21 protein-coding genes are annotated in these 23296 nt (G+C 56.4%); 10 read left to right on the top strand and 11 right to left on the bottom strand.

Annotated features, from left to right (window positions below):
- Positions 1-8: 8 nt before the first annotated feature.
- The 8 genes from AC27VJ_RS06080 to AC27VJ_RS06115 all read right to left on the bottom strand — a co-directional run bounded on the left by AC27VJ_RS06080 (position 9) and on the right by AC27VJ_RS06115 (position 9048).
- Positions 9-1529: a DUF5060 domain-containing protein gene (locus AC27VJ_RS06080; RefSeq protein ID WP_488683235.1), complete on the bottom strand. Its 1521-nt coding sequence runs from the start codon at positions 1527-1529 to the stop codon at positions 9-11.
- A gap of 35 nt (positions 1530-1564) precedes the next feature.
- On the bottom strand, positions 1565-2449 hold the full coding sequence (locus AC27VJ_RS06085; RefSeq protein WP_488683236.1) for a carbohydrate ABC transporter permease: 885 nt from the start codon (positions 2447-2449) through the stop codon (positions 1565-1567).
- The gene (locus tag AC27VJ_RS06090; protein ID WP_353577618.1) at positions 2446-3345 is read right to left on the bottom strand and encodes a carbohydrate ABC transporter permease; all 900 of its coding nucleotides are present in this window, start codon (positions 3343-3345) and stop codon (positions 2446-2448) included. The genes AC27VJ_RS06085 and AC27VJ_RS06090 overlap by 4 nt, the downstream gene beginning before the upstream one ends.
- 88 nt (positions 3346-3433) lie before the next feature.
- Positions 3434-4687, bottom strand: coding sequence for an ABC transporter substrate-binding protein (locus tag AC27VJ_RS06095; protein ID WP_488683237.1), 1254 nt, complete (start codon positions 4685-4687; stop codon positions 3434-3436).
- Positions 4688-4750: 63 nt separating this feature from the next.
- The gene (locus AC27VJ_RS06100) at positions 4751-6241 is read right to left on the bottom strand and encodes an FGGY-family carbohydrate kinase (RefSeq protein WP_488683238.1); all 1491 of its coding nucleotides are present in this window, start codon (positions 6239-6241) and stop codon (positions 4751-4753) included.
- Entirely contained in the window at positions 6238-7200 is a 963-nt protein-coding gene (locus AC27VJ_RS06105) for a transketolase family protein (protein ID WP_488683239.1), read from the bottom strand. Before AC27VJ_RS06105 ends, AC27VJ_RS06100 begins: the two co-directional genes overlap by 4 nt.
- Positions 7200-8021 (bottom strand): transketolase, encoded by an 822-nt coding sequence (locus tag AC27VJ_RS06110; RefSeq protein WP_488683240.1) that lies wholly within the window; start codon positions 8019-8021, stop codon positions 7200-7202. Before AC27VJ_RS06110 ends, AC27VJ_RS06105 begins: the two co-directional genes overlap by 1 nt.
- Positions 8022-8067: 46 nt before the next feature.
- Positions 8068-9048: a sugar phosphate isomerase/epimerase family protein gene (locus AC27VJ_RS06115; protein ID WP_488683241.1), complete on the bottom strand. Its 981-nt coding sequence runs from the start codon at positions 9046-9048 to the stop codon at positions 8068-8070.
- A gap of 377 nt (positions 9049-9425) precedes the next feature.
- Here AC27VJ_RS06115 and AC27VJ_RS06120 point away from each other — a divergent pair, with 377 nt between their 5' ends.
- The 5 genes from AC27VJ_RS06120 (at position 9426) to AC27VJ_RS06140 (ending at position 14577) form a co-directional block, all read left to right on the top strand.
- Complete coding sequence (locus tag AC27VJ_RS06120; RefSeq protein WP_353577624.1) at positions 9426-10367, top strand: D-ribose ABC transporter substrate-binding protein; 942 nt, start codon at positions 9426-9428, stop codon at positions 10365-10367.
- A gap of 69 nt (positions 10368-10436) precedes the next feature.
- Positions 10437-11054 carry a DUF2291 family protein gene (locus tag AC27VJ_RS06125; RefSeq protein WP_488683242.1) on the top strand — a complete coding sequence of 206 codons (618 nt, stop codon included), beginning with the start codon at positions 10437-10439 and terminating at the stop codon, positions 11052-11054.
- On the top strand, positions 11051-12595 hold the full coding sequence (locus tag AC27VJ_RS06130) for a sugar ABC transporter ATP-binding protein (protein ID WP_488683243.1): 1545 nt from the start codon (positions 11051-11053) through the stop codon (positions 12593-12595). Before AC27VJ_RS06125 ends, AC27VJ_RS06130 begins: the two co-directional genes overlap by 4 nt.
- A gap of 71 nt (positions 12596-12666) precedes the next feature.
- The gene (locus tag AC27VJ_RS06135) at positions 12667-13674 is read left to right on the top strand and encodes an ABC transporter permease (RefSeq protein ID WP_454892369.1); all 1008 of its coding nucleotides are present in this window, start codon (positions 12667-12669) and stop codon (positions 13672-13674) included.
- Positions 13675-13767: 93 nt separating this feature from the next.
- Entirely contained in the window at positions 13768-14577 is an 810-nt protein-coding gene (locus AC27VJ_RS06140) for a DeoR/GlpR family DNA-binding transcription regulator (protein WP_113085791.1), read from the top strand.
- Positions 14578-14643: 66 nt separating this feature from the next.
- On the opposite strand, the gene AC27VJ_RS06145 is transcribed toward AC27VJ_RS06140, so the two are convergent.
- Both AC27VJ_RS06145 and AC27VJ_RS06150 read right to left on the bottom strand, forming a co-directional pair.
- On the bottom strand, positions 14644-15384 hold the full coding sequence (locus AC27VJ_RS06145; protein ID WP_488683244.1) for a response regulator: 741 nt from the start codon (positions 15382-15384) through the stop codon (positions 14644-14646).
- A 1-nt stretch (position 15385) separates the two neighbouring features.
- Positions 15386-16618: a GAF domain-containing sensor histidine kinase gene (locus AC27VJ_RS06150; protein WP_488683245.1), complete on the bottom strand. Its 1233-nt coding sequence runs from the start codon at positions 16616-16618 to the stop codon at positions 15386-15388.
- A 291-nt stretch (positions 16619-16909) separates the two neighbouring features.
- Between AC27VJ_RS06150 and AC27VJ_RS06155 the strand changes: the two genes are divergently transcribed.
- The 5 genes from AC27VJ_RS06155 (at position 16910) to AC27VJ_RS06175 (ending at position 22321) form a co-directional block, all read left to right on the top strand.
- Positions 16910-17926, top strand: coding sequence for an ABC transporter substrate-binding protein (locus AC27VJ_RS06155; protein WP_488683246.1), 1017 nt, complete (start codon positions 16910-16912; stop codon positions 17924-17926).
- Positions 17927-18026: 100 nt separating this feature from the next.
- Positions 18027-19490 carry a sugar ABC transporter ATP-binding protein gene (locus AC27VJ_RS06160; protein ID WP_488683247.1) on the top strand — a complete coding sequence of 488 codons (1464 nt, stop codon included), beginning with the start codon at positions 18027-18029 and terminating at the stop codon, positions 19488-19490.
- Positions 19487-20428, top strand: coding sequence for an ABC transporter permease (locus tag AC27VJ_RS06165; RefSeq protein ID WP_488683248.1), 942 nt, complete (start codon positions 19487-19489; stop codon positions 20426-20428). Before AC27VJ_RS06160 ends, AC27VJ_RS06165 begins: the two co-directional genes overlap by 4 nt.
- Positions 20425-21372 carry an ABC transporter permease gene (locus tag AC27VJ_RS06170; RefSeq protein WP_488683249.1) on the top strand — a complete coding sequence of 316 codons (948 nt, stop codon included), beginning with the start codon at positions 20425-20427 and terminating at the stop codon, positions 21370-21372. Before AC27VJ_RS06165 ends, AC27VJ_RS06170 begins: the two co-directional genes overlap by 4 nt.
- 28 nt (positions 21373-21400) lie before the next feature.
- Complete coding sequence (locus tag AC27VJ_RS06175) at positions 21401-22321, top strand: SMP-30/gluconolactonase/LRE family protein (RefSeq protein ID WP_488683250.1); 921 nt, start codon at positions 21401-21403, stop codon at positions 22319-22321.
- A 48-nt stretch (positions 22322-22369) separates the two neighbouring features.
- On the opposite strand, the gene AC27VJ_RS06180 is transcribed toward AC27VJ_RS06175, so the two are convergent.
- Complete coding sequence (locus AC27VJ_RS06180; protein WP_488683251.1) at positions 22370-23137, bottom strand: EAL domain-containing protein; 768 nt, start codon at positions 23135-23137, stop codon at positions 22370-22372.
- Between the last annotated feature and the right edge of the window lie 159 nt (positions 23138-23296).

Here is a 23296-nt window from a genome sequence, read left to right on the forward strand (position 1 = left end):
CCCGTTCTCTATCGCGTCTTGCGAATGCGCAGTGCCTGATAAGGCTTGCGCGGGATTTCGACGCCGAAAGCGGCATCTGGCTTACCGCCACGCACAACGGCGCCATGCCGAACCGGATGGGTGATGGGGGCCCCAACCTTTTTCGCAGGCGTGACCGTCATCTCCCAGGTATCGATCAGATCAACCTCATAATCATCGCTGTCCATCGGCAAGCCGGATGACCAGATCACGGGCTGATGCTCACCGAAATAGATGAGCCGGAAATCTCCATCGCCATCACGGGCACCTGAAACGCGCGACCACGGCCACTGGGTGACCGGACCAAGCGGGTTAAGTCCGTTCTTCACGTCTGCTTCTAGCAGATCTCTCAAGAAACCAATGCGCTTCCAGGCCTCACCATGTAACTGACCACCTTTGGCCCACCAGATGAGGTCATCAGGGTGGGAATAGGTCTCTCCGTGACCTGCATAACCACCACGGGCCATGGTGATCCAGTATCTGTGCACGAGTTCCTGCGCGGTGAGATTGCCCCAGGATTCGAGGATATCACCCTCATATTCCGGCTCATCATTGACAACCGGCTTACCATAGGTATCGCGCCATTCCTGGGTTAGTTTGACATCTGGGTTCTGGATGCAGGTGTGCGTGACCCAAGGCTTACGGTGATCGTAATTCGCGGTGACATTGCCATTGTGGATCGAGCGAAGATGTTGGTAGGGGTCGTTCTCTTCCAGAATGTGGAAGTAACGATCCCATTGCGCCATCGGCTTGGTGTCGAGAAGGAAATCATATTCGTTGGCAAGCGACCACCAGACGTTTCGATAGGCGGCAAGGCGTGCGGCTAAATAAGCGACGTAACGGTAATCCTGCTTAGCGGGCATATCGGCATATCCCCACCGGTCGTATGGATGGAATATGATGATGTCGGCCTCTATGCCACGTTCACATAGCGCTGCGACTTGCTTTTCGAAATGCTGGAAAAGCGCGACATTCGGCTTGTCGAAGTCGTAGGTGCCGTCGGCTTTTTTGTCGAAGCAATCATGCAAAGGTTCATTGACGTTGTATGGATAGTCTTTTGGAAAAACGCCCATGCGGATCTTGTTGAAGCGTGTCTTTTCAAGCGTGTCCAAGGTCTGCTGCTGCATGTCGAGCGGCTGGTGCGTCCAGGCATAGCAGGTCGTGCCGAACGAAAAGAACGGAGTGCCATCGGCATAAGCGAAGTGGAACTTGTTCCGCACGCGGACAGGACCATGATTGTTTACCGACGCGGCAGTGACTGTGAAGCCGCCGCTTTTTCCGGAGAGTACCGGCGTTTGCGAGTTGGTTGCGAAGGTCCACTCACCTTCGGTGTCAGGCATGAAGCGCACCCGATATGTGCCGTTTCCATCGTAGAAGCCCGGAACGCGGACCTGCCTGTTCTTGTGCGTGAAGACGGCATCAAATGCGACGTCGACAAAGGGATTTCCATTCGACGGCCCTTCAAAGGATGCCTCGAATACACCCCACTTTTCGACATTTGCGTCAGACATCTTGTGTTCTCCTGAAAGAATGATTTGCATGGGCCTCAGCCCTTCACGGCACCGGATGTCAAACCCGATACGAAGTAGCGCTGGAAAATAAGATAGACGAGCGTGGCGGGCAGCACCGTCATGACGATTGCTGCATTGAGCTGACCGTAGTTGCTGGAAAACTGGCCTTGAAAGGACATAAGGCCGAGCGGCAACGTCCACATATTCTGGTCCTGAAGGAGCACCAGCGCCATGGCGAACTCGTTCCAGGTGGAGACAAAGTCCAGAATGAACAGAGCGGCGAGTACTGGCAGGCACACAGGCAGGAAGATGCGCCGGAAGATCGTAAAATGCGTGGCACCGTCTATCAGGGCAGCCTCGGACAGCTCCTTCGGAATGCCTTTGAAAAAGCCGTGCAGGATGAAGACCTGATAGGGAACGCCAAAGGCGATGTAGGGCAATATCACACCGGGATAGGTGTCAATGAGGCCAAAGGAATTCACCAGCGTGAACAATGGTGCAAGCATCACCTGAAACGGTATCATCGTGCCAAACACGACAAGCAGAAGCAGAGCCTTGCCGATTTTCAGCCTGATCTTGGCAAGCGCGTAGGCTGCCATGGCGGACAATGCCAGTCCCAGCGGAACCTTCACAATGGTGATGATCACGCTGTTGAAGAAGGAATTGGCGAAGTTTCCTCGGCTCCAAGCACCCGAATAATTGTCCCATGCCAGTTGCGTCGGCGGCATGAATGCGCCTGTACTGGTGACTGCCGCAGGCGTCTTCAAAGATGTGAAAACGATGAAGACAAAAGGTGCCACCCAGATCAGTGCAACGAGGAGGAGTGCGATCCACAGTCCGATCAGGATCGGGTCTCGTTGAGATGCGGACGGCGCAACATCGTCTTTGGAGGACAGGGTATCAGTCTGGATAACGGTCACGATTCCGGCTCCTCGTTCTTCTGCGACCAGCGCAGATAGGGAATGACGATCGTCATGGTGATCAAAAGCAGCACGACCGAAATCGCAGCGCCGCGACCGAAGTCGAAAATCTGCATCGCCTGCGTGAAGGCCCAGAGCGCCAGCATTTGCGTGCTTTGCGCAGGTCCGCCTCCTGTCAAACCGTAGACAATGTCGAAAGCCTTCAGCGACGAAATGATTGAAAGTACCAGGACAATGGTCAATGTCGGGCGCAACGCCGGAAGGGTCACATGTTTGAAGACGGCCCAGCGACCTGCCCCGTCGATGCGCGCGGCTTCAACAAGGGTCTGGGAGACGTTCTGCAAGCCAGCGAGGAACAGGACCATCGAAAAGCCGACGGTCTGCCAGAGATAGGCGACGAAAACCGAGTAAAGCGCGATGTCCCTGTTCCCAAGCCAGTCTTTGATCCAGCTCTGCAAACCCCAGTCTGTCAATAACTGATTGAAAAGGCCAAAGAACGGATCGTACATCCACTTCCACATCGTTGCGACCGCGATTGGGGCGATGATGACAGGCAGGTAGAAAATGGCGCGAAGGCTGTTCCGCCCGAAAATTTTCTGGTTGAGACTGAGTGCAAGCAGCAATCCCACGATTGGCGGAAAAATCAGGCTCATCAGCGTCCAGATGACGGTATTTCGGAACGCACCCCAGAAAACCGGATCTCGGGTAAAGATCGCAGAATAATTGGCAAGCCCTACGAACTGACGCTCTGGATCCAACCCGTTCCACTTCTGAAAGCTCAAAATGACGACGTCGAGCATCGGATAGAGAGCAAAGATGGCGTAGATCGCCAGCGCTGGCACGAGCATAACGAAAGCTTGCGCACGCGGGTCGTGCGAAGACTGTTTAAAAGACATAATCTCCTCCAGGCAGCGCTACCGCTGCTGGTCTCCTAATTGATCGCGCGAGCCGACAGGTCGATCGTCGGCTCGCGCTCGGGGAGGATCAGGTTCTTCCAGCGATGAAAGTCTGGAGTTGCTTGGCAGCGTCTGCGGGCTGGACGTTGCCCGAAGCGACTTCATTGATGACGCGGAAATATTCGGTCGTCACGTCCAGAGGGAATGCCTGGTCACCGTTCATATACACCTTGTCGTAGGTCTTGAAGATTTCGAGCCATTCGGCTTCGAGCGGCTTCTGATTGGTGTATGTCACATTCTTGTTGACCGAGATCGCGCTGATCTGGCCGACCAAATCCTGCTGCACTTTCGTGGACAGGAAGTAATCCAGGAACTTGGCCGCCGTGTCCGGGCTTTTGCTCTTGGTGCTGATGTAGTTGTATTCCGCAAAGCCGTAGAGACGATTGGTGTTGGTCGGGAATGGGAAAATTCCGTAGTCCTCAAGGTTGACGCCCGTTCCCTGCAACTGGCCTACAAGCCAGTCACCTTCCAGCATCATGGCCGCGCGTCCAGCCGTAAACAGGCTGTAGGACTGCTTGTTGTCTATGCCCATGAAAGGCTGGAGTGTGTAGTCCTTTGTCCATTTGGAGAATTCGGTAAAGGCATCCGTTGCGCATGCTTCCTTGGACCAATCGAGCTTCATCGACTTCAGAGCATCGTGCTTTTCTGCACCACACTTGGTTTCAAGAATGACGTCCATAAGACGCATGACATGCCAGTTGACCGTTCCGCCAAAAGTGAACGCTGGGATGCCCGCATCCTTCAATTTCTGCGCCGCAGCCAGAAGTTCGTCGTACGTTTTTGGCTCGTCTTTTATACCAGCCTGTTCGAAAAGCTTCTTGCTGTAATAAACCGCTTCGCCCTTAAAGGTGAAAGGCACGCCGTGTTTTCCGCCCGGGTAAAGATCAGCAAAGGCCGCCGCAGCCGGAAGAAGCTCGTCATTCCATTTGTATTCTGTGTAATATTTGTCGAGTGGCAGAGATAGGCCCGCTTTGACATACTCGCCACCCAGACCCAAGCCAGCCCAGCTGAAATAGATGTCAGGACCACGGTTGGAACCGGCTGCTACGCGCAGTGCCGTTTTATGTTCATCGACGCCACGCTGGACGATCTGCACCTTGGTACCTGGATTTGCGGCTTCGAAGTCTGTCGCGACTTTTTTCAACGCAAGATTGGCCGCGTTGTTGTCGAAATTCAGCGTCCAAAGGGTCAGGTCTTCTGCTTTGGCCGACGTGATGGCCATGGTGGCAGCGGCAAGGGCTGCAAAACTGACTGTCTTTAGTTTATTCGAAAATTTCAGCATTTTTTCCTCCTCATAATAAACATCTATCGATGCACGTTTCTGCTTAGGTATTGGGCTTCGGCATCAGTCCGCCGAAACCCCAACGCTTGGCTTTGCCATCAACTGTGCCAGCAGGCCCTCCCAGTTTCGCCTGCTGTGCCGACGCCAGTCGGCTGCATCTACCCGCGGATGAAACGCCGTTCGCAACGCATCCGAAGCCGACGATTTGTCATGAAGACTGCGTAGCGCCAGGGTTGCGACGCCAATTGCGCCGACCTCGGCCTGATCGCCACGCGTCACTGGCCGATCAAGAATATCCGCCTGCAGTTGCATCAGAAAATCGTTGGATGAGGCACCGCCATCTGCGAGCAGTCCCTCCAGCCGCGAACCGATATCTTTTTCCATCGCGGCAAAAACATCAGCAATTTGCAACACAATGGCCTCGAGTGTCGCCCGGGCGATGTGGGCGCGGGTCGTTGCCAGCGTCATGCCGGAAATGGTGCCCGAAACATTGTCGTTCCAGTGCGGTGCACCAAGACCCGCCAAGGCCGGAACGAAGGTAACTCCACCGCTGTCCGCAACTGTTTGTGCAAGATCAGAGAGCGCAGATGCACTGGGCAGACCCAGCATATCGGCAGCGAAAGTGGCAGCCTGCGCCGACACCGTGATATTGCCTTCGAGCGCGTAAACAACGCCGTCCTTGTCGCTCCATGCAATGGTCGCCGAGAGGCCGTTATTGGACAGCACGCGTTGCGACGTCAACGTCATTAAGGACGAGCCCGTGCCATATGTCGCCTTGACCAATCCCGGCTGCCGAACACCATGACCATAAAGCGCGGCATGGCTGTCGCCCATCATCGCAAGGATCGGGACACCGGCTTTGAGAGCGGTTGCCCCGTCAGCGACTTCGCCAAACCGGCTGTCAGAACTGCGAACATGCGGCAGCACCGATGACGGCACGCCGAACAAATCACACATATCTTCGTCCCACTGCAACGTGGCAGTGTTGAACAGTTGGGTGCGAGACGCATTGGAATGGTCCGTAGAAAACTCCTGCCCGCCCGTTAGCTTGTAGAGCAGCCAGCTATCTACGGTACCAGCGCGAAGGCGACCTTCTTCTGCAAGACCCTTCGCTTCTGCCACGTTCTCCATAACCCAAGCCAGCTTCGAGGCCGGAAAGAGCGCGTTGATGGAAAGGCCGGTTGCATCCACGACCGCAGGGTCCGCGCCGCTGGCGATCAGTCGTTCGCATGCACTTGCCGTGCGACGGCACTGCCAAAGAATGGCTGGCGCGACAGGCTTGCCGGTTGCCGCGTCCCACACCACCAGTGTTTCACGTTGGTTGGCGATTGCCAGTCCCGCGATGTCGAAGCTGCCGCTTCCGACAATCTCGGCAATGACCGCCTGAACACTGGACCATATGTCGGCGGCGGATTGCTCAGCCCAGCCGGGTTTCGGATAGCTGGACTTCAAAGGCGCCGACGCTTTGGCCACCACCCTGCCCGCAGCATCCACCAAGATAGCTTTTGTGCTGCTTGTGCCCTGATCGATGGCTATGACATGCCCGCCGCTCATGCGCGTTTGCGTCCAATCGCCTTGCGTGCCGTTTTTGCAATCCCGGCAGGCGTCAGGCCGAAATGATCAAACAACCATTCCACTGAGCCTGTTGGAACGAAGCCCGGAAAGCCCATCCGCTCGACAGGAACAGGCGTCGTTGCAGAGGTATGTTCGGCCACCGCACCACCGAGACCGCCATGAATATTGGCTTCCTCGATTGTCACGATCGCGCCAGTTTCGTTTGCGGCGAGTGAAATCGCAGCCTCATCAAGCGGTGAAATCGTTGCCATGTTCAGAACGCGAGCCGAAATGCCCTCACTCTCCAGTTCCGCCGCCGCCTGGACGGCAAGATGGACCATGGTGCCGCAGGCGATGAGTGTAACGTCCGTGCCCTGACGCAACAGTTCAGCCTGACCGGGCTGAAATGTGCGGTCAGCTACGGCAAGGTCGGGCACCGGCATGCGGCTCAGTCTAATATAGACAGGTCCCTCATGGGCTGCGGCCCATTTCACTGCCTCAGCCGTTTCCCAGGAATCGGCAGGCACGATGACGGTGATGTTGTGCAGGGGCCTCAGCCAAGCGAAATCTTCTATCGAATGGTGCGTTGGCCCCAACTCGCCATAGGCCACGCCCGAGGATTGGCCGACCAGTTTGACGTTGAAATTGGCATAGGCGATATCCGCCTTTATCTGCTCCAGCGCACGACCAGTCAGAAAGCACGACGCGGCAGAGACGAAAGGAATTCGCCCGCCATTGGCAAGGCCCGCGCTGACGCCAACCATGTTCTGTTCGGCGATGCCGACATTGATCAACCGGTCGGGAAATGTCTTTTGAAAGCCACCCAGCTTCGAGGAACCGACGGAATCATTGACGACAGCGACAATCCGCGGGTCGTTGGCGGCCAGTTCTTCGATCGTGCGGGCCCAGGCATCACGACAATCGTGAAAGCCTTCCTGTTTTGCAGCGGGAGCAGCCATCAGACCAGTTCCTCCATAGCAGTATTGTATTGTTCGGCATTCGGCACTCCATGGTGCCAGGACGCCTTGTTTTCCATGAAGGACACACCCTTGCCCTTGATCGTGTTGGCGATGATGCAGAGAGGTTTCGTGCGCCCGCCAGGTTGCTCGGACAAAACGCTCACGAGAGCGTGGATGTCGTGGCCATCAACGACTTCGACATCCCAGCCAAAGGCGCGGAACTTGTCGTCGAGCGGGTCAAGACCATTGGTCTCCTCCGTCCCCATGCCCTGTTGCAAGCGGTTGCGATCCACGATCAGTGTGAACTTGCCAAGCTTGCGGTTGCCCGCCGTCATGGCGGCTTCCCAGTTCGACCCTTCCTGCAATTCGCCGTCGCCTGTCAGAACGAAAGTGCGGTAATCGCTGTTGGTCATCTGACCGGCAATTGCAATGCCGAGTGCCACCGGCACACCGTGACCCAGCGGCCCGGTATTGGTCTCGACACCGGGTAAATAGTTCCGGTTCGGGTGACCGTTCAGTTTGGACTGCGGCTGCATATAAGTCTGCAGCCATTCTTCTGGATAATACCCGGCTGCGCAGAGCGCCGTATAGAGCGCCCCGGTCGCGTGCCCCTTCGACATGACGAAGCGATCCCGCTCCGCCATATCCGGCTTTTTCGGATCGTAGCGCATGATGCCGAAATATAGGGTCGCGATAATGTCAATCGCCGAGAAGTCGCCGCCGGGATGACCGAGCTGGGCATCGAAAACCATCTTGAAGGCCCTGCGGCGCATCCACAAGGCTTTCTCCTGGATCGTATCGGCGATGTCGTTCTTCAACATTGGTGTTGGCCTTTCAGTAGCAGTTCCGCGCTCTTTGTCTCGGCGCTTACATTGCGCCGAATAGAGCCTTCTGAGCGATCTTCAGTGCACCGATGGCATCGTGGCGGCTCTGCGCTTCCCGCAACGCGTCGACGTCGAGCGCATCAAGCCCCTTCGACGCAGCCTTGAGGAAATCGATGGCATGGTTGGCGGTCGCAACGCTGTCTTCGCGGAATGGAAACTGGTCGAGTTGCCAGACGCCTTCCCACTTGTTCTTTCTCAGCACGTAGAAGAACTCGAAAAGTTCGATGGGATGCAGGCTGCCTGCCACCAGGTCATCATCCCAGGAGCGGTAATTGTCGTTGACGTCCATACCGAACAAACGACCGTAATCGATAGCGAGCTGGGCGCTGTCGGCCGCCGATTCCCCGCCCATGATGGCATGGCCGAAATCTAGCAGGATACCGACATTCGGCAGGCCGATCTTCTCAATTCCCAGCAGGGTGCGAGCGACAGAGCCAAAACTCATCCGCACACGCGGCTCGCGTGGCTTGTATTCGATGACGAATTTCAGATCAGGATTTTCACTCGCCAGCTGGCCGACACCATCGAGCGAATGCTTCCACAACGTGCCGTAATCCACCTGGAACGGGTAGTCCCAGCCATCCTGACCGGGCCAGAGCTTCACGTAATCGGCGCCAAAATAACGAACCTGATCGCAGGCCTCCGTCACCAGCTCATGAGCTCGCCGACGCACCCCAGCATCCGGGTTGGTGAATGAGCCCTTGACGAATTCGCGCGTGTAAATTTCAGGCGTGATGCCAATAACACCAAGCTTGTTTCGATCCAGCGCTTCCTTCACTTGAGCGTTGGAAAAGTCTCCGCCAAAGAAGGGATAGTTGATATCTACGACGGACAGATCCTTGACCTGCCCCGCCAGATCGATCGCGTCGATGACGCTGCGCGGAGTGCCGTAACCGTCAGTGGCATACCGGTCGAGATAGGTTGCGAAATGCCAGATACCGGCACCGTAACGTTGTTCGCTCATGTGTTTCCTCCATTTCACTCACCGACCGCAGATCACCTACGTTGGCGACCGGCCAAACAGTAAGACAAGACACTGCCATATGAGGCATTGACCAAAATTCGAGACCGTCTCCCAAAGCAAATTAAGCGCCAAGAAAGGCTCTTGATTGCTTTCGATCTCTTTCGTTTGATGAAGAATTTGCACAAAATATCGTCATGATCAAGTCATTTTATCGCGGATAAAATCGCGAATTTTGCTGCATTGCAACATTTATGGCGCAAATTCATTTCGATTGCCCGCGGAAAGTACCCGCAACAAAAATATATTGACAATAAACGAAAGTGATCAATAGTCTCAGCTCAAGCCACTGGAGGGTGGTGTATTCCTGGGAGGTAATTATGAAACTGACGAAGCGTCTATTGATGTCCGTATTCGCTCTGGGTGTTGCCGGAGCTATGGCGGGAACCGCGTTGGCGGCCGATACCATCGCCATCATCACCCCAAGCCACGACAACCCGTTTTTCAAGGCTGAAGCAGACGGGGCTGCAGCCAAAGCGAAGGACTTGGGTTATGCGACGATGGTGCTCGTCCATGACGACGACGCCAACAAGCAGAACGAGCTGTTCGACAGCGCCATTGCCGCTGGCGTTAAAGCCATCATTCTCGATAATGCAGGTGCGGATGCCTCTGTTGCAGCTGTACAGAAAGCCAAGGACAAGGGCATTCCCTCGTTCCTCATCGACCGCGAGATCACAACGACCGGCGTCGCCGTTTCACAAATCGTTTCCAATAATTATCAGGGTGCGCAGCTGGGGGCCGAAGAGTTCGTCAAGCTGATGGACGAGAAAGGCAATTACGCCGAGCTTATCGGCAAGGAATCCGACACCAATGCCGGCATTCGTTCTCAAGGCTACCATGATGTCATCGACCAGTATTCCGACATGAAGCTGGTGGCCAAGCAGACGGCGAACTGGTCCCAGACGGAAGCCTACACCGTGATGGAGTCCATCCTTCAGGCACACCCCGACATCAAGGGCGTTATTTCCGGCAACGACACCATGGCCATGGGTGCCTATGCTGCCCTTGAAGCGGCAGGGCGCAAGGACGTCATCGTTGTTGGCTTCGATGGATCCAACGATGTCCGTGACTCCATCAAGAAGGGTGGCATCAAGGCCACCGTCCTTCAACCTGCCTACCAGCAGGCGCAGCTGGCCGTCGAGCAGGCCGACAAGTTCATCAAGACAGGCAAAACTGGTCTTGAGGAAAAGCAATTGATGGATTGCATTCTCGTCAATGCTGACAACGCCTCCAAGCTCGAGACCTTCGCGCTGTCCAAATAACACCGCCATCACCGCCCGGAAAAACACATGAACCGGGCGGTGACTGATTTGAAGAAGTGCGGGATACCGATGAAGATCAGAACCCTTTTTGTGGCAAGCCTGCTTGCTGCTTCCTTGTCCGGCTGCAAGTTTGTCAAGACCGATCACAGCGCTGGCACCGCTGCAGATCCGATTGCTGAGCTTGTGGAAACGACGTTTGATACAAAGCTCGTTCCGGCACTGGAACAGAAGGCCGTCGATCTGACGACGCTGCGCAACGCGATCAAGAACGGGCTCGACAAGGCAGGCGAAAACCAGGGCGTCCGCGTTGGTGGCGCTGGTGGGGGCTGGAACTTCGCAGTTAAAGGAAGCGGCACCGTTGTCGATGAAAACCGCGCCTCGAAAGCCGCGACTGCGGATATCGATCTGAACGGAGACGGAACCGCGGATGCGACGCTACAGCTGGGGCCAGTCATCAAGGGCACTGCGTTGCGGGATACGACGGCTCTCTATGATTTTTCGACGTTCCGCGATCAGATTGAATATGCAAAACTCGGTCGCGCCTTGAACGACAAGGCCGTTTCCAAGCTACCGGCGGCTGATATTTCGCTGAAGGGCAAGAAGATCAGTTTCCTCGGCGCGGTGGTGATCCGTTCCGCGAACGAAAAGCCTCTCGTCATGCCTGTTTCGATAGAGGTAGCGCCATGAGCGATGCTCAGACCGCTGCCCCTCATCCGATCGGCTTGTCGATCCGAAATGGCTCGAAAGTCTATCCCGGGACGCAAGCCCTCAAGAATGTCGATTTCGACCTGCGCATGGGGGCGGTCAACGTTCTCGTCGGCGAAAATGGTGCCGGCAAATCAACGCTGATGAAGATCATAGCGGGCGTTGAACAGTTGAACGGCGGAACGATTGAGCTGGATGGCCAGCAGGTCACATTCGCGGATAAATCCGACGCCGCAAAGCACGGTATCGGCATCGTCTTTCAGGAACTCAACCTGTTTCCCAACCTGACGGTGGCAGAAAACATTTTCGTGGGTCACGAAAAGACGATCAGTGGAATTCACATCGACAGCCGCGCCCAGACCGCTGCGGCACAAGCGCTGATGAAGCGTCTTGAGCAGGATATCGACCCCGGCACGCCGCTTGGGAACCTGCGGATAGGTCAGCAACAAATCGTGGAGATTGCCAAGGCGCTTGCTGGTGATGCGCGCATTCTGATCCTTGATGAGCCAACATCTGCGCTCTCAGCTGCCGAAGTGGAAGTTCTGTTCCGGGTCATCAATGATTTGAAGCGCCAAGGCGTCGGCATCGTCTATATCTCGCACCGGCTCGAAGAACTCATCCGTATCGGCGATTATATTACCGTTTTGCGCGACGGCGTCATCACAGGGTCGCGCTCGATGCAGGGTGTGGACATACCCTGGATCGTTGCCAATATGATCGGTAGCGCGTCCAAGGAATTTCCGAAAACTGTCGAACATGCACTTGGCGAAGAAGTATTTCGTGTCGAGAACATTTGCCTTCCTAGCTCCGCTGGCGGTTACGCCGTGGACCATATGTCTCTGTCTCTTCGCGAAGGAGAAATCGTTGGCCTGTACGGCCTGATGGGTGCAGGCCGGTCGGAGCTTCTGGAATGCATCATGGCGCAGCATCCAAACTCATCGGGTCGCCTTTTCATATCTGGAAAGCCGTTGAAGGAAAAAAGTGTTTCCGGACGCATCCGGCGTGGTCTGGCTCTGATACCGGAAGACAGAAAGCGCGATGGCCTGGTTCAGATCATGTCCATCCGCGAAAATCTCACAATGTCATCGCTTTACGATTTCACGCGCGGGTTTCATCTGAACCTCAAGGCAGAGGCTTCGAAGGCTGTGGAATTCGTCAAGCGTATGGCGATCAAAATCGCCAGTCTCGAACATCCCGTCTCCAGCCTTTCAGGCGGTAACCAGCAAAAAGTGGTCATCGGCAAAGCTTTGATGACAAAACCAAAAATCCTTCTGATGGACGAGCCATCGCGAGGGATCGACATCGGTGCAAAGGCGGAAATCTTTCGCACGATGCGACGTCTGGCTGGAGAAGGGCTGGGCATACTTTTCGTAACTTCCGATCTGGAGGAGGTTCTCGCACTCTCAGATCGCATCCTCGTCATGGCAAATGGCAGGTTGGCGGGGCAATTCCCCGCTGGCGCCAATGCGGCGGACGTCATTTCTGCAGCAACGCCCAATCTCAACAGGGTTGAAACACAATGAGCAACATCGACGCTGCTAGCAATGTCAAGACTGTCATTAGGGGCTCAAAGTCCCGTACATCTGCGCTTTTGATGCTTCTGCACATGCGCACCTTTGTGGCACTTATCCTCGTGTTTGCTTTTTTCGCTTTCGCGGCCCCGAATTTCCTCTCAACCGGCAACATGCTGATTATCTCAAAGCATGTTGCGCTGAATGCGCTTTTGGCCATCGGCATGACCTTTGTCATCATCGCGGGAGGTATCGACCTTTCGGTTGGTTCGATTGTCGGCCTTTGCGCCATGGTTGCGGGTTATCTCGTCCTTTACGGCATAGACCTAAACTTTCTCGGTCTGGCTTACAGCATCCAGTTCAATACGATCGAGATCTGCCTCATCGTTTTGGTGGTCGGCGTCTTCATCGGGTGGATCAACGGGCTGCTGATTACAAAGCTCAATGTCGCGCCTTTCATAGCAACGCTCGGCACGCTCTATGTAGCACGCGGCGCAGCGCTGCTCTTCTCCGATGGGCGAACCTTTCCGAACCTTGCCGGTAATCCCGAATACGGATCAGACACATTCCGCGTCATTGGCTCCGGCACGCTTTTCGGCCTTCCCGTTTCCGTCTGGATCATGGTTGTCGTTGCGCTTCTGGCTGCCTATCTCGCCAGCCGCACGCCACTCGGTCGGCACATTTATGCGGTTGGTGGAAACGAACGCGGTGCAGCTCTCTCAGGCGTTAGCGTGGATCGGATAAAGCTCTTCGTTTACATGTTCTCCGGGGTTTGCGCAGCGCTGGTTGGCCTTATCATTTCGTCCCAACTACAGGCCAGTCATCCGGCAACCGGTGAAACCTTCGAACTAAACGCCATTGCGGCAGCGGTACTTGGTGGCACATCGATGTCAGGCGGTCGTGGGCGCATAGCAGGCACTATCGTTGGTGCCTTCGTCATAGGCATTCTTGCCGATGGCCTGATCATGATGGGCGTCTCGTCCTTCTGGCAGACAGTGATCAAGGGGCTTGTGATTATTGCGGCCGTCGTGGTCGATCAAATGCAGCAAAAGCTTCAGGCCCGCGTGGTTCTACAGCAGAATATCAATTGAGGATTGGAAGCTGAAGACCATTGCTGTAACGGTCTAACAAGGAGAATCGTTGTTTTGAGCGCTTTTCGAATTCTAAGTTTAGGTGGACCATAGATGGACGCGAAAGATGATCACGATGCTTCGGAATCGATGATCGGGCTGTTGTCGGAGCCAAGACGCCGCCGCATCCTCGAATGGGTTCAGGAAGAAGGTTCGGCCCGCGTCAGAGAACTGGCAGGGGCGTTCCGTGTGTCCGAAGCAACGATCCGCCAGGATCTCGAAAGACTGGAGAACGAAGGTTTCATCACCCGCGAACACGGTGGGGCCTATCTCAACACGACCGCTCCTCAAACTGGCGCGATGACGCTTCATCATCAGGAGAATATGGATAAGAAGCGCCGTATAGGCGCTCTTGCCGCAAGCCTCGTCAAGGACGGAGAGACATTGATCCTGGATGCCGGGACCACCACGACCGAAATCGCGACACGGCTCACAAGCCGACGTGACCTGACACTGATTACAAACGCGCTCAACATCGCCATCATTCTGGGTTCAGTGCCCAGCTTCGCCGTTCACATGCCGGGCGGCCAGTTCAAATCCCCCACCCTTTCGCTTTCGGGCGACAAATCTGTCGAGTATTTTCGGAATATCTTCGCCGGAAAACTGTTTCTGGCGACCGCCGGTGTCGCACTGGACACGGGTTTGACCTATCCGAGTTTCGCTGATCTTCAGCTCAAAGAGGCTATGATCAAAGCCGCTGCCCACGTCTATCTCGTTGCCGATTCCACCAAGATCAATCGGTCGTCCTTCACGCGCTTAGGCTCGCTGGATGTCATACATTCGTTCATTACCGATGACGGTATTTCTGACCGAGACGCACGCGAGTTTGAAAAACGTGGCATTGAAGTATTGATAGCCAAGTAATGCCTTCTGATGGAAGGTAAGGACCAGTTTCACGGCTGCCTCTCGAAAATCCATTGAGGAACCGCCTCATGACTCACACCGCGTGTTTCGCGCCCCCGACCATTGCGCAAGCTCCTGCTCTGCCCGCTCCAACGCGCTGTAATTGAGGAGTTTCCGCAAGAATGCCACCGTGACTGCTCGGGTGCGGAGATTGTATTGGCCTTCGGGCTCACCGTCGCCACTCGTCTGGTAGACGTTGAGTTTTTCATAAAGGCTTTGGAGGCGGTTCTGGACGCTTCTGAGGGACAGGTTGCGGCGGCGGGCTATGGTTTTGTCCGTCAAGCCGAGAGCGACGTCGACAAGGATTTCGTATTCGGAATCGCTGAAGCCCCTGACGCGGCCGAGGCTTTTTTCCTGCATTCCTCGGACTTCGCGATCAATGACGCATTGGGCTTCGATGAAGATGCTGCGGAGCGCAAGGCGCAGGCGCTCGTCGGAGGCAGATTTGAGTACGTACCCATAGGCGGCACCTTCCGGCACTATGCGGGAGACGCCTCTCACATAGGCCTCATCGGAGTAATTCGACCAGAACAGAATGCGGGTATCGGGGCGCTCTTTCCAGATCGTGCGCGCGGCCTCGATGCCATTGCGCTCGCCCATCTGCAAATCCATGACGATATGCGCAGACCGGTTTTCCCGCGCCAGTTTTTCGCCCGTTTTACCGTTTTCCGCCTCGATGACGTGGTTGCATTCCGGAAGGGCAGCGCGCACCGCTTCGTTGAGATAGGAGCGATGCAGAACATCGTCTTCCACGATCAGAACTTCCATCTCACATCTCCCCGAATATCTGCGCGCTGTCAGGCAAGGTAATGCTGACGAAAGTGCCCGGACCCTGCCGGTTGTGCCCCATCTCGAAGCGGGCGGAAATCAGCCTAGCGCGGGTCTTCATGTTGCCGATGCCATGGCCGTGAACGGCGGCATGTTTGCCGCAGCCGCTTCCATCGTCGCGGACGATGATGCGCAACCGACCATCGATGGGTTGGATATGGACGGTGATGTTCTGCGGTTGGCCATGGCGGATGGCATTGTTGACGGCCTCCTGCACGATGCGAAACACGGAGGTCGCCACCGTCTGCTCCAGCGCTTCGATCCGGCCATCCGTTTCATCGACCACAGTCCAGTCGATTGCCAGCCCACTGTCGCGTACTGAGCGTTCCAGATCGTTTTCGATGGCCTGAACGACGCCGAAAAGCTGGAGGATCGAGGGTTTGGCTTCCTCAATGATCTGTCGCAAATCCTGCATGGAATGCTGTAGGCTACGAACCAAGGGGTCCAGCATTTCGCCGGAGAGATCGGAGACATGCGTCATCTGCTCCATGCGGCGCGCCAGCCGGGTCAAATCGGCCAGTGTCTGGTCGTGCAAATCCATGCCGATGCGCTGGCGTTCCGCCTCCAAGGCTTGCGTCAGTTTCAGCGCGCCGAGGCGCAATCCTTCTTCGCGTGCATGGGCCTCGGCCTCAACTATAGCGGATCGTTTGGCCTGATCGGCGGCGCGGATGGCGAAAAAATACGGCGCCAGCAGGTCAGCCACCGCGCGGGCATTGGCCACGTCTTCCATGGTGTAGGCATTTGCCTCCAGTGACGAGCAGCTGAGCGCGCCGATGATATCGCCATGGACCTTCATGGGAACATGCAGGCGGCTGTGAAGGCCGAGTTCTATGATCGGGCTGGAGAAGGAGCCCTCGAAATGAAACCGCGGATCGCAGCAGGCATCACCACTCAACAGGAAATCCACCTCACCCGACAGAAGCGAGCGGATGGGGCTGCCGGTGAGTAGTGCGGGCGGCTGCTGGCTCCAGGCGCTGTCCATGCCGCTCTCATACGCAATGTGATATTTGCCGTCGATCAGCTTGATGCAGACATCCAGATGGTCGTGCGGGATGATGTGAGTGATCTCGGTGGCGACGGCCTGAATGATCGCATTGAATTCCAGCTGTCCTGCCAGCAGCCGCGAGATGCCCATATAGTGGTGAAACAGCGATGATCGTGGTGTGTCGAGCATTGGCGGACGCCCTCCCAAGCGTCTGCAACATGGCCTGACTTCGCAATCGACCTCAGCCCACATATCTTGCGCCGTCGTGGCGCTTGCGTCCTGCGGAAACCCGCATAAATTCTGCGGGAACCCGCAACCAGATTGCCTTGAACAGCCTGTACATCAAAGGCTTTCCCGGTCATGCTTATTTAGTACTGGGGAAAGGAGCCTCGGTGCAACGGGAATCTCAGCTCAACGTCGAGGAGGCGTCGCGAGGGTTCCTTTACCCGGAGACGGGTGGGCCACTAGGGAGGAAAATCAATGGCTATCAGGAAGATGCTTCTGGCATCGGTTGCTGTCGCATGCGCGACCTTACCGATGACCGTACATGCCGAGACATCAAGCAAGAAAATCGCGCTTTCGAACAATTACGCCGGCAATTCATGGCGCCAGGCCATGTTAACCAGCTGGGACAAAATTACCAAGGACGCCGTTAAGGCTGGCACGGTTGCCGCTGCCGACCCGTTCACGACAGCAGAAAATCAGGCTACCGAACAGGCCGCCCAGATTCAGAACCTCATTCTACAGGGCTATGATGCCATCGTCATCAATGCAGCTTCGCCGACCGCGCTGAACGGCGCCATCAAGGAAGCATGCGATGCAGGTATTACCGTCGTATCCTTCGACGGCACCGTGACCGAACCCTGCGCATGGCGCATTGCCGTGGACTTCAAGGCCATGGGTGAAAGCCAGATCGATTACCTCGCTAAGAAGATGCCGAAAGGCGGCAATCTGCTGGAAATTCGTGGTCTAGCCGGTGTGTCCGTCGATGACGAGATCCACGCAGGCATTGCCGCTGGCGTTGCCAAGAACACCCAGTTCAAGATCGTAGGTTCCGTGAACGGCGACTGGGCGCAGGATGTGGCACAGCGCGCTGTCGCCGGTATTCTGCCAAGCCTGCCGGAAGTGGCCGCCGTCGTGACGCAGGGTGGTGATGGTTACGGTGCCGCACAGGCATTTGCCGCAGCCAAGCGCCCGACACCGACCATCGTCATGGGCAACCGTGAAGACGAGTTGCAATGGTGGAAGCAGCAGAAGGATGCCAGCGGTTATGAAACCATGTCGGTTTCCATCGCCCCCGGCGTCTCCACGCTCGCCTTCTGGGTCGCACAGCAGATCCTCGACGGCAAGGACGTGAAGAAGGATCTGACCGTCCCATTCTTGCGTATCGATCAGGCTAATCTTGAGGAAAACCTCAAGAACACCCAGAAGGGCGGCGTCGCAAACGTCGAATATAGCCTGGAAGATGCACAGAAGGTCATCGCCTCCGCCAAGTAAGCGCAGACCCTCCCAGCACCAAGACATCGCAGTGCCGCCTTCGCGGCACTGCGATGGATGTAAAGCCGTGGCGAAGGCCGCAAAACTGGCGTAACTGCTCATGAACGAAGTGATATCCACACAGGAAGTCGTTGCAGCGCGGGGCGTGAAGGTGGTGTTCGGTGCCGTAAAGGCGCTGGATGGTGCCGATCTCGTCATTCGCTCTGGCGAATGCCTTGGCCTCGTCGGCCACAATGGCGCGGGAAAATCCACCATAGTCAACGTCATCAATGGCGGGCTGACACCGCATGAGGGGTCCGTCTCCTATGGCGGAAAGCCCAGCAGCTATGGCATTGCAGCAGCACGGGCCAGCGGCGTGCGCTGTGTGTTTCAGGAACTATCGCTCTGCCCAAACCTGACGATCAACGAAAATGTCCGTATCATGCACACCGACATGAAGGGCAGCAATTGGCGCAGCCGTGCGCTTTCTCTGATCAGCAACAAGCTGGACGAGATATTCCCCGGCCATAGCATCGATTGCGATCTGACCATTTCTGAACTCTCCATCGCCGAACGGCAGATGGTGGAAATTGCAATCAACTTTGCAGGCTTGAACGAACAGCCGAAGCTGGTCATTCTCGATGAGCCGACATCATCGCTGGATGCGGGGCTTGCCGAACAGTTGATGGACTATGTGCGCCGCTTCGTGCGCACCGGCGGCGCGGTGCTGCTGATATCCCATATTCTCGGCGAAATTCTTTCCACTGCCACCCGCGTTGTCGTGATGAAGGATGGCAAGGTGGTGGCCGACCGTGCTGCTGGCGAGTTCACGAACAAAACTCTCGTGGAAGCCATGGGCAGTGTGGTGAAGGAACAGGGCTGGAAGCGTTCACTGGAACGCAAGGCTGGCCCCACCGTCCTGTCCATGCCGCCGAGAAAGGGACAGGGCCTCCCCTTTGAGGCGTATCGTGGCGAGATCATCGGGCTTGCCGGTCTGGGTGGTCACGGGCAGACAGAAGCCTTGCTGGACCTCTACCTTTCCCGCAACAGCAGCTGGTTTCCGACGCGGCATCAGGACATCGCCTTCGTCGCCGGCGACAGAAGCCTGAACGGCACGTTTCCGTTATGGAGCATTTTGAAAAACCTCAGCATCGCATCGCTGCGGGACTTTTCACCGGCGGGTCTGGTCAATCGCACGAAGGAAGACGAACTCGGCGCAAGCTGGAAGAAACGCATCGAAATCCGCACGCCTGATGTCGATAACAAAATCCTCTCTCTGTCAGGCGGCAATCAGCAAAAGGTGCTGTTTGCCCGCGCCTTGGCCACCACAGCCAGCACCGTGCTGATGGACGACCCGATGCGCGGCGTCGATATCGGCACCAAGCAGGAAGTCTACGAAATCCTGCGCAGCGAAGCCGCCAATGGCCGCACTTTCATCTGGTACTCGACCGAGATGGACGAAATCCGCCTCTGCGACCGCGTTTATGTGTTTCGCGAGGGCAGCATTCAGGCTGAACTCACAGGCGATGACATCAACGAACAGGCAGTGCTTGCTGCATCTTTTTCCGGGGACGCGCACGCATGAAACTTTCCGCCAACGCCCTGCGCCTCATCATTCCCGCTGCCTCGCTCGCCGTACTTTTGATCGCCGTCTTCTACATGCAGCCCCGCGCCATGAGCTATACGGGCCTTAATCTACTGTTCAATCTGGCCGTTCCCATAGCGCTGGCCACCATCGCGCAGATGCTGATCATGTCAGTCAACGACCTTGATCTGTCGATGGGAACATTCGTCAGTTTCTGCGCCTGTGTTACCGCGACGTTTCTGCAAACGTCACCGATGGTTGGCATCCTGATTTTCGCAGCCGCGATTGCCGTCTATGCCGCCATGGGTGCGATCATTCATATCCGCGCGCTGCCCTCCATCGTCGTGACGCTGGGCATGAGCTTCGTTTGGGGCGGGCTGGCGGTTCTGCTCCTGCCATCTCCGGGCGGCCAAGCGCCTGCGTGGATACGCACGATCATGACCGCAAAGCCGCCTTTCATCCCCATGGCCATCGTTGCCAGCATCGTGATTGCGGCCATTGCCCATTACATCGTCATGCGCTCGTCCTTTGGTGTGCTGATGCGTGGTGTGGGTGGCAATTTCCGGTCCGTTGAACGCTCAGGCTGGTCCGTCATCGGCATCCGCGCCGCGACATTTGCGCTTGCTGGGTTCTTCGCCGTGCTGGCAGGCATTGCGCTGGTCGGTCTCACCACCTCGGCCGATGCCAATATCGCACTGCGTTACACGCTGCTGTCCATTGCCGGCGTCATTCTTGGCGGCGGTGAATTCGTCGGCGGTCGCGTCTCACCCATCGGTGCCGTGATCGGTGCGCTGACATTGACACTGGCGGGCTCGTTCCTGTCCTTCATGCGCATTTCGCCGGATTGGCAGATCGGTGCGCAGGGCGCCATCCTCATCGTCGTGCTCGGCCTTCGCCTGCTGCTGAACCGGCTCGAAAAGGGGGAGAAAAACCAATGAGTGCCTTGCAGAGATTTTCGACGAAGCCGTGGATCTGGTCTTTCGCGGCCACCATCGCGGTGTGGATCATCACCGTGCTGTTTACCGGTGGTGCCAGTTCCTTCGGCCTGTCGCATGCAGCGCTGACATTTGCAGCCTTTTCCGTCATCGTCGGCATTGGCCAGATGTTCGTCATCACGCTTGGACCGGGCAATATCGATCTGTGCGTACCCGCCACAATGACGCTCTCCGGCACCGTCGCGCTGAAGTTCATGGATGTCTCTGACAACCTCATCCTGCCGGGGCTGCTGGTTGCCATCGGCATCGGTGTTGCGGTCGGCATCGGCAATTATGCGCTCATCAAGCTTCTGCGCATTCCGCCCATCATCGCCACCCTGTCCATGAGCTTCATCGTGCAATCCACGGCCATCTGGACCAATCGCGGCCTGCGCATCAAGCCGCCACAGATGCTGGCCGATTTCGCCATCTCCAGCACCTTCGGCATCCCCAACGTCGCCCTCGTTGCCCTGCTGCTTTCCGCCATCGCCTGGGTGCTTCTCGACCGCAGCTTTTACGGACGCTGGATATCCGCCATCGGCCAGAGCACCTTTGCCGCCAGAATGACGGGCATACCCGTGGATGGCACGCGCTTCATCACCTATGTCCTTTGCGCAGTTCTCGCCGCGATTGCGGGCTATCTGCTGGCCAGCTTCTCCGGTGGTGCCGCGCTCAACATGGGTGCCGAATATCTGCTGATGTCGATTGCCGTCGTCGTCATCGGCGGCACGGCGGTTGCGGGAGGTGATTCCAACGTTCCGGGCATCTGGGGCGCATCGCTCTTCATGTTCCTCGTTGTCTCCATGCTCAACACCTACGGTTTCGGTGCGGGCATCCGCCTCATCCTCACCGGCCTCATCATCATCTCCGTCATTCTTCTTGCGAGCGGCCCTAAAAAGCTGCGCTGAACGCGAACCCAATTTTCGGATCAAGCCCATGCCGACAGACCAGTCTTCCCTCTACGAAATTCGCGACGAGCGTTTCCGCCAGTTGATCGTCGGCAATGCAGAGCTTGACGAACTCTATTCCGGCTGTCGCTGGGCCGAAGGCCCTGTCTGGTTCTCAGACCTCAATTGCCTGTTGTGGAGCGATATTCCCAACCAGCGCATATTGCGCTGGGTGCCGGAAGACGGCGTCTCCGTCTTTCGCCAACCCTCCAATTTCGCAAATGGCCACACGCGCGACCGGCAAGGCAGACTGGTTTCCTGCGAACATGGCACAAGGCGCGTGACCCGTACCGAGGTGGACGGCTCCATCACTGTGCTGGCAGACAGCTATCATGGCAAGCGCCTGAATTCGCCCAACGATGTCATCGTCCGTTCCGATGGCAGCGTCTGGTTCACCGATCCCACTTACGGCATCCTCTCTGATTACGAGGGATATAAATCGGAGCCTGAGCAAGCGACGCGCAACGTCTACCGCCTCGATCCATCGACAGGTGACATCGAGATCATGGTGGATGATTTCGGGCAGCCCAATGGTCTCGCCTTCTCTCCTGACGAAACCAAGCTTTACGTTGCCGACAGCTCCTCCAGCCATGACATCACGCGCCCACGCCATATCCGCGTTTTTGATGTGGTTGACGACAGGCGTCTCACGGGCGGGCAGGAATTCTGCGCGCTGGACAACGGCCTGCCGGATGGTTTCCGTCTGGATGTCGCGGGCAATCTCTGGACCAGCGCGGCAGACGGCGTTCACTGCTTCTCGCCCGATGGCACATTGCTGGGCAAGATCAGGATACCGCAGACCGTCGCGAACCTCACCTTCGGTGGCCCGCGCAAGAACAGGCTGTTCATCACGGCAACGAAGTCATTGTATTCGATTTACGTTGCAGCCACGGGTGCGCAGTACCCTTAAGCAGCGGCCGTTCGCGACAACCAACGGGTTGCCTTACCAAATTTACAGTTAGGCAACCTTGGGAAAAGGTGCTGTTGGCGTAACGGGGATTGTCAGCGTTTCAAAGCTCGGCTTCGCCAGCAGATAGCCTTGGATAAGGGATACTCCTAGGTCTTTAAGTGCAGCCAATTCATCCAATGTTTCCACGCCTTCACACAGAGGAACGATTGCCAAGTCCTGCAGCATATTCAGGGTGTGTTTGACGATCGTGCGTCTCACAGGATCGGTGTCGATGCCACGGATCATGTCCATATCAAGCTTGACGATGTCGGGCTGGAAATGGGTGAGAAGGCCCAGTCCTGAGTGACCCGCACCAAAGTCGTCTATTGCCGTTTTGAAACCCATATCCCTGTATGTTCTCAAGATGTGGAGCACGTGCTTGGTATCGAGCACTTCGTTTTCCGTGAACTCGAAAATGATACGGTCCAGCGGAAAGCCGGTTTTCATGGCCGTTGCCAATGTGAGGCGAATGCAGGCCCGCGGCTCGTAGACAGCGTTCGGCATGAAGTTGATCGAAAGCTTCACGTCGTCAGCCGGGTCATAAAGGCTTGATGCCAGCTCAATTGCCTTGACCCGACATTGCTGATCGAAGGCGTAGCGATTGTCGGCCTTCACCTGCCCAAGAACGGTGCCCGCACCTTCGCCATTCGGCCCGCGAACCAATGCCTCGTGAGCAAAGACCTTACCTGTGCTGATATCGACAATGGGCTGAAACGCCATCGAGAATGGCACATCGAAAGCTGCACCATCGCGGCAACCATTGCACTGTGTCGGCATTGCTCATGCTCCTCATGTCGTTGTTTTTCGGAATATTAGATTATAAGGCATTAAGCTTCTGTTGCTGTACCATTTCCAATTGCAACCGTTCCCATATGACAATGCCCTTCATCTGCACGGCGCTCGCTTTTCGCCATCAGAGACGGCATGATGATCAGA

The sequence above is a fragment of the Agrobacterium sp. 20P9.1.2 genome, from assembly GCF_057799395.1.

What these genes read in the sequence shown, in the direction of transcription:
- AC27VJ_RS06080 (WP_488683235.1), bottom strand. Translation starts at nt 1,529, where the DNA reads ATGTCTGACGCAAATGTCGAAAAGTGGGGTGTATTCGAGGCATCCTTT.
- AC27VJ_RS06090 (WP_353577618.1), bottom strand. Translation starts at nt 3,345, where the DNA reads ATGTCTTTTAAACAGTCTTCGCACGACCCGCGTGCGCAAGCTTTCGTT.
- AC27VJ_RS06095 (WP_488683237.1), bottom strand. Translation starts at nt 4,687, where the DNA reads ATGCTGAAATTTTCGAATAAACTAAAGACAGTCAGTTTTGCAGCCCTT.
- AC27VJ_RS06100 (WP_488683238.1), bottom strand. Translation starts at nt 6,241, where the DNA reads ATGAGCGGCGGGCATGTCATAGCCATCGATCAGGGCACAAGCAGCACA.
- AC27VJ_RS06105 (WP_488683239.1), bottom strand. Translation starts at nt 7,200, where the DNA reads ATGGCTGCTCCCGCTGCAAAACAGGAAGGCTTTCACGATTGTCGTGAT.
- AC27VJ_RS06110 (WP_488683240.1), bottom strand. Translation starts at nt 8,021, where the DNA reads ATGTTGAAGAACGACATCGCCGATACGATCCAGGAGAAAGCCTTGTGG.
- AC27VJ_RS06115 (WP_488683241.1), bottom strand. Translation starts at nt 9,048, where the DNA reads ATGAGCGAACAACGTTACGGTGCCGGTATCTGGCATTTCGCAACCTAT.
- AC27VJ_RS06120 (WP_353577624.1), top strand. Translation starts at nt 9,426, where the DNA reads ATGAAACTGACGAAGCGTCTATTGATGTCCGTATTCGCTCTGGGTGTT.
- AC27VJ_RS06125 (WP_488683242.1), top strand. Translation starts at nt 10,437, where the DNA reads ATGAAGATCAGAACCCTTTTTGTGGCAAGCCTGCTTGCTGCTTCCTTG.
- AC27VJ_RS06130 (WP_488683243.1), top strand. Translation starts at nt 11,051, where the DNA reads ATGAGCGATGCTCAGACCGCTGCCCCTCATCCGATCGGCTTGTCGATC.
- AC27VJ_RS06135 (WP_454892369.1), top strand. Translation starts at nt 12,667, where the DNA reads ATGCTTCTGCACATGCGCACCTTTGTGGCACTTATCCTCGTGTTTGCT.
- AC27VJ_RS06140 (WP_113085791.1), top strand. Translation starts at nt 13,768, where the DNA reads ATGGACGCGAAAGATGATCACGATGCTTCGGAATCGATGATCGGGCTG.
- AC27VJ_RS06145 (WP_488683244.1), bottom strand. Translation starts at nt 15,384, where the DNA reads ATGGAAGTTCTGATCGTGGAAGACGATGTTCTGCATCGCTCCTATCTC.
- AC27VJ_RS06150 (WP_488683245.1), bottom strand. Translation starts at nt 16,618, where the DNA reads ATGCTCGACACACCACGATCATCGCTGTTTCACCACTATATGGGCATC.
- AC27VJ_RS06155 (WP_488683246.1), top strand. Translation starts at nt 16,910, where the DNA reads ATGGCTATCAGGAAGATGCTTCTGGCATCGGTTGCTGTCGCATGCGCG.
- AC27VJ_RS06160 (WP_488683247.1), top strand. Translation starts at nt 18,027, where the DNA reads ATGAACGAAGTGATATCCACACAGGAAGTCGTTGCAGCGCGGGGCGTG.
- AC27VJ_RS06165 (WP_488683248.1), top strand. Translation starts at nt 19,487, where the DNA reads ATGAAACTTTCCGCCAACGCCCTGCGCCTCATCATTCCCGCTGCCTCG.
- AC27VJ_RS06170 (WP_488683249.1), top strand. Translation starts at nt 20,425, where the DNA reads ATGAGTGCCTTGCAGAGATTTTCGACGAAGCCGTGGATCTGGTCTTTC.
- AC27VJ_RS06175 (WP_488683250.1), top strand. Translation starts at nt 21,401, where the DNA reads ATGCCGACAGACCAGTCTTCCCTCTACGAAATTCGCGACGAGCGTTTC.
- AC27VJ_RS06180 (WP_488683251.1), bottom strand. Translation starts at nt 23,137, where the DNA reads ATGCCGACACAGTGCAATGGTTGCCGCGATGGTGCAGCTTTCGATGTG.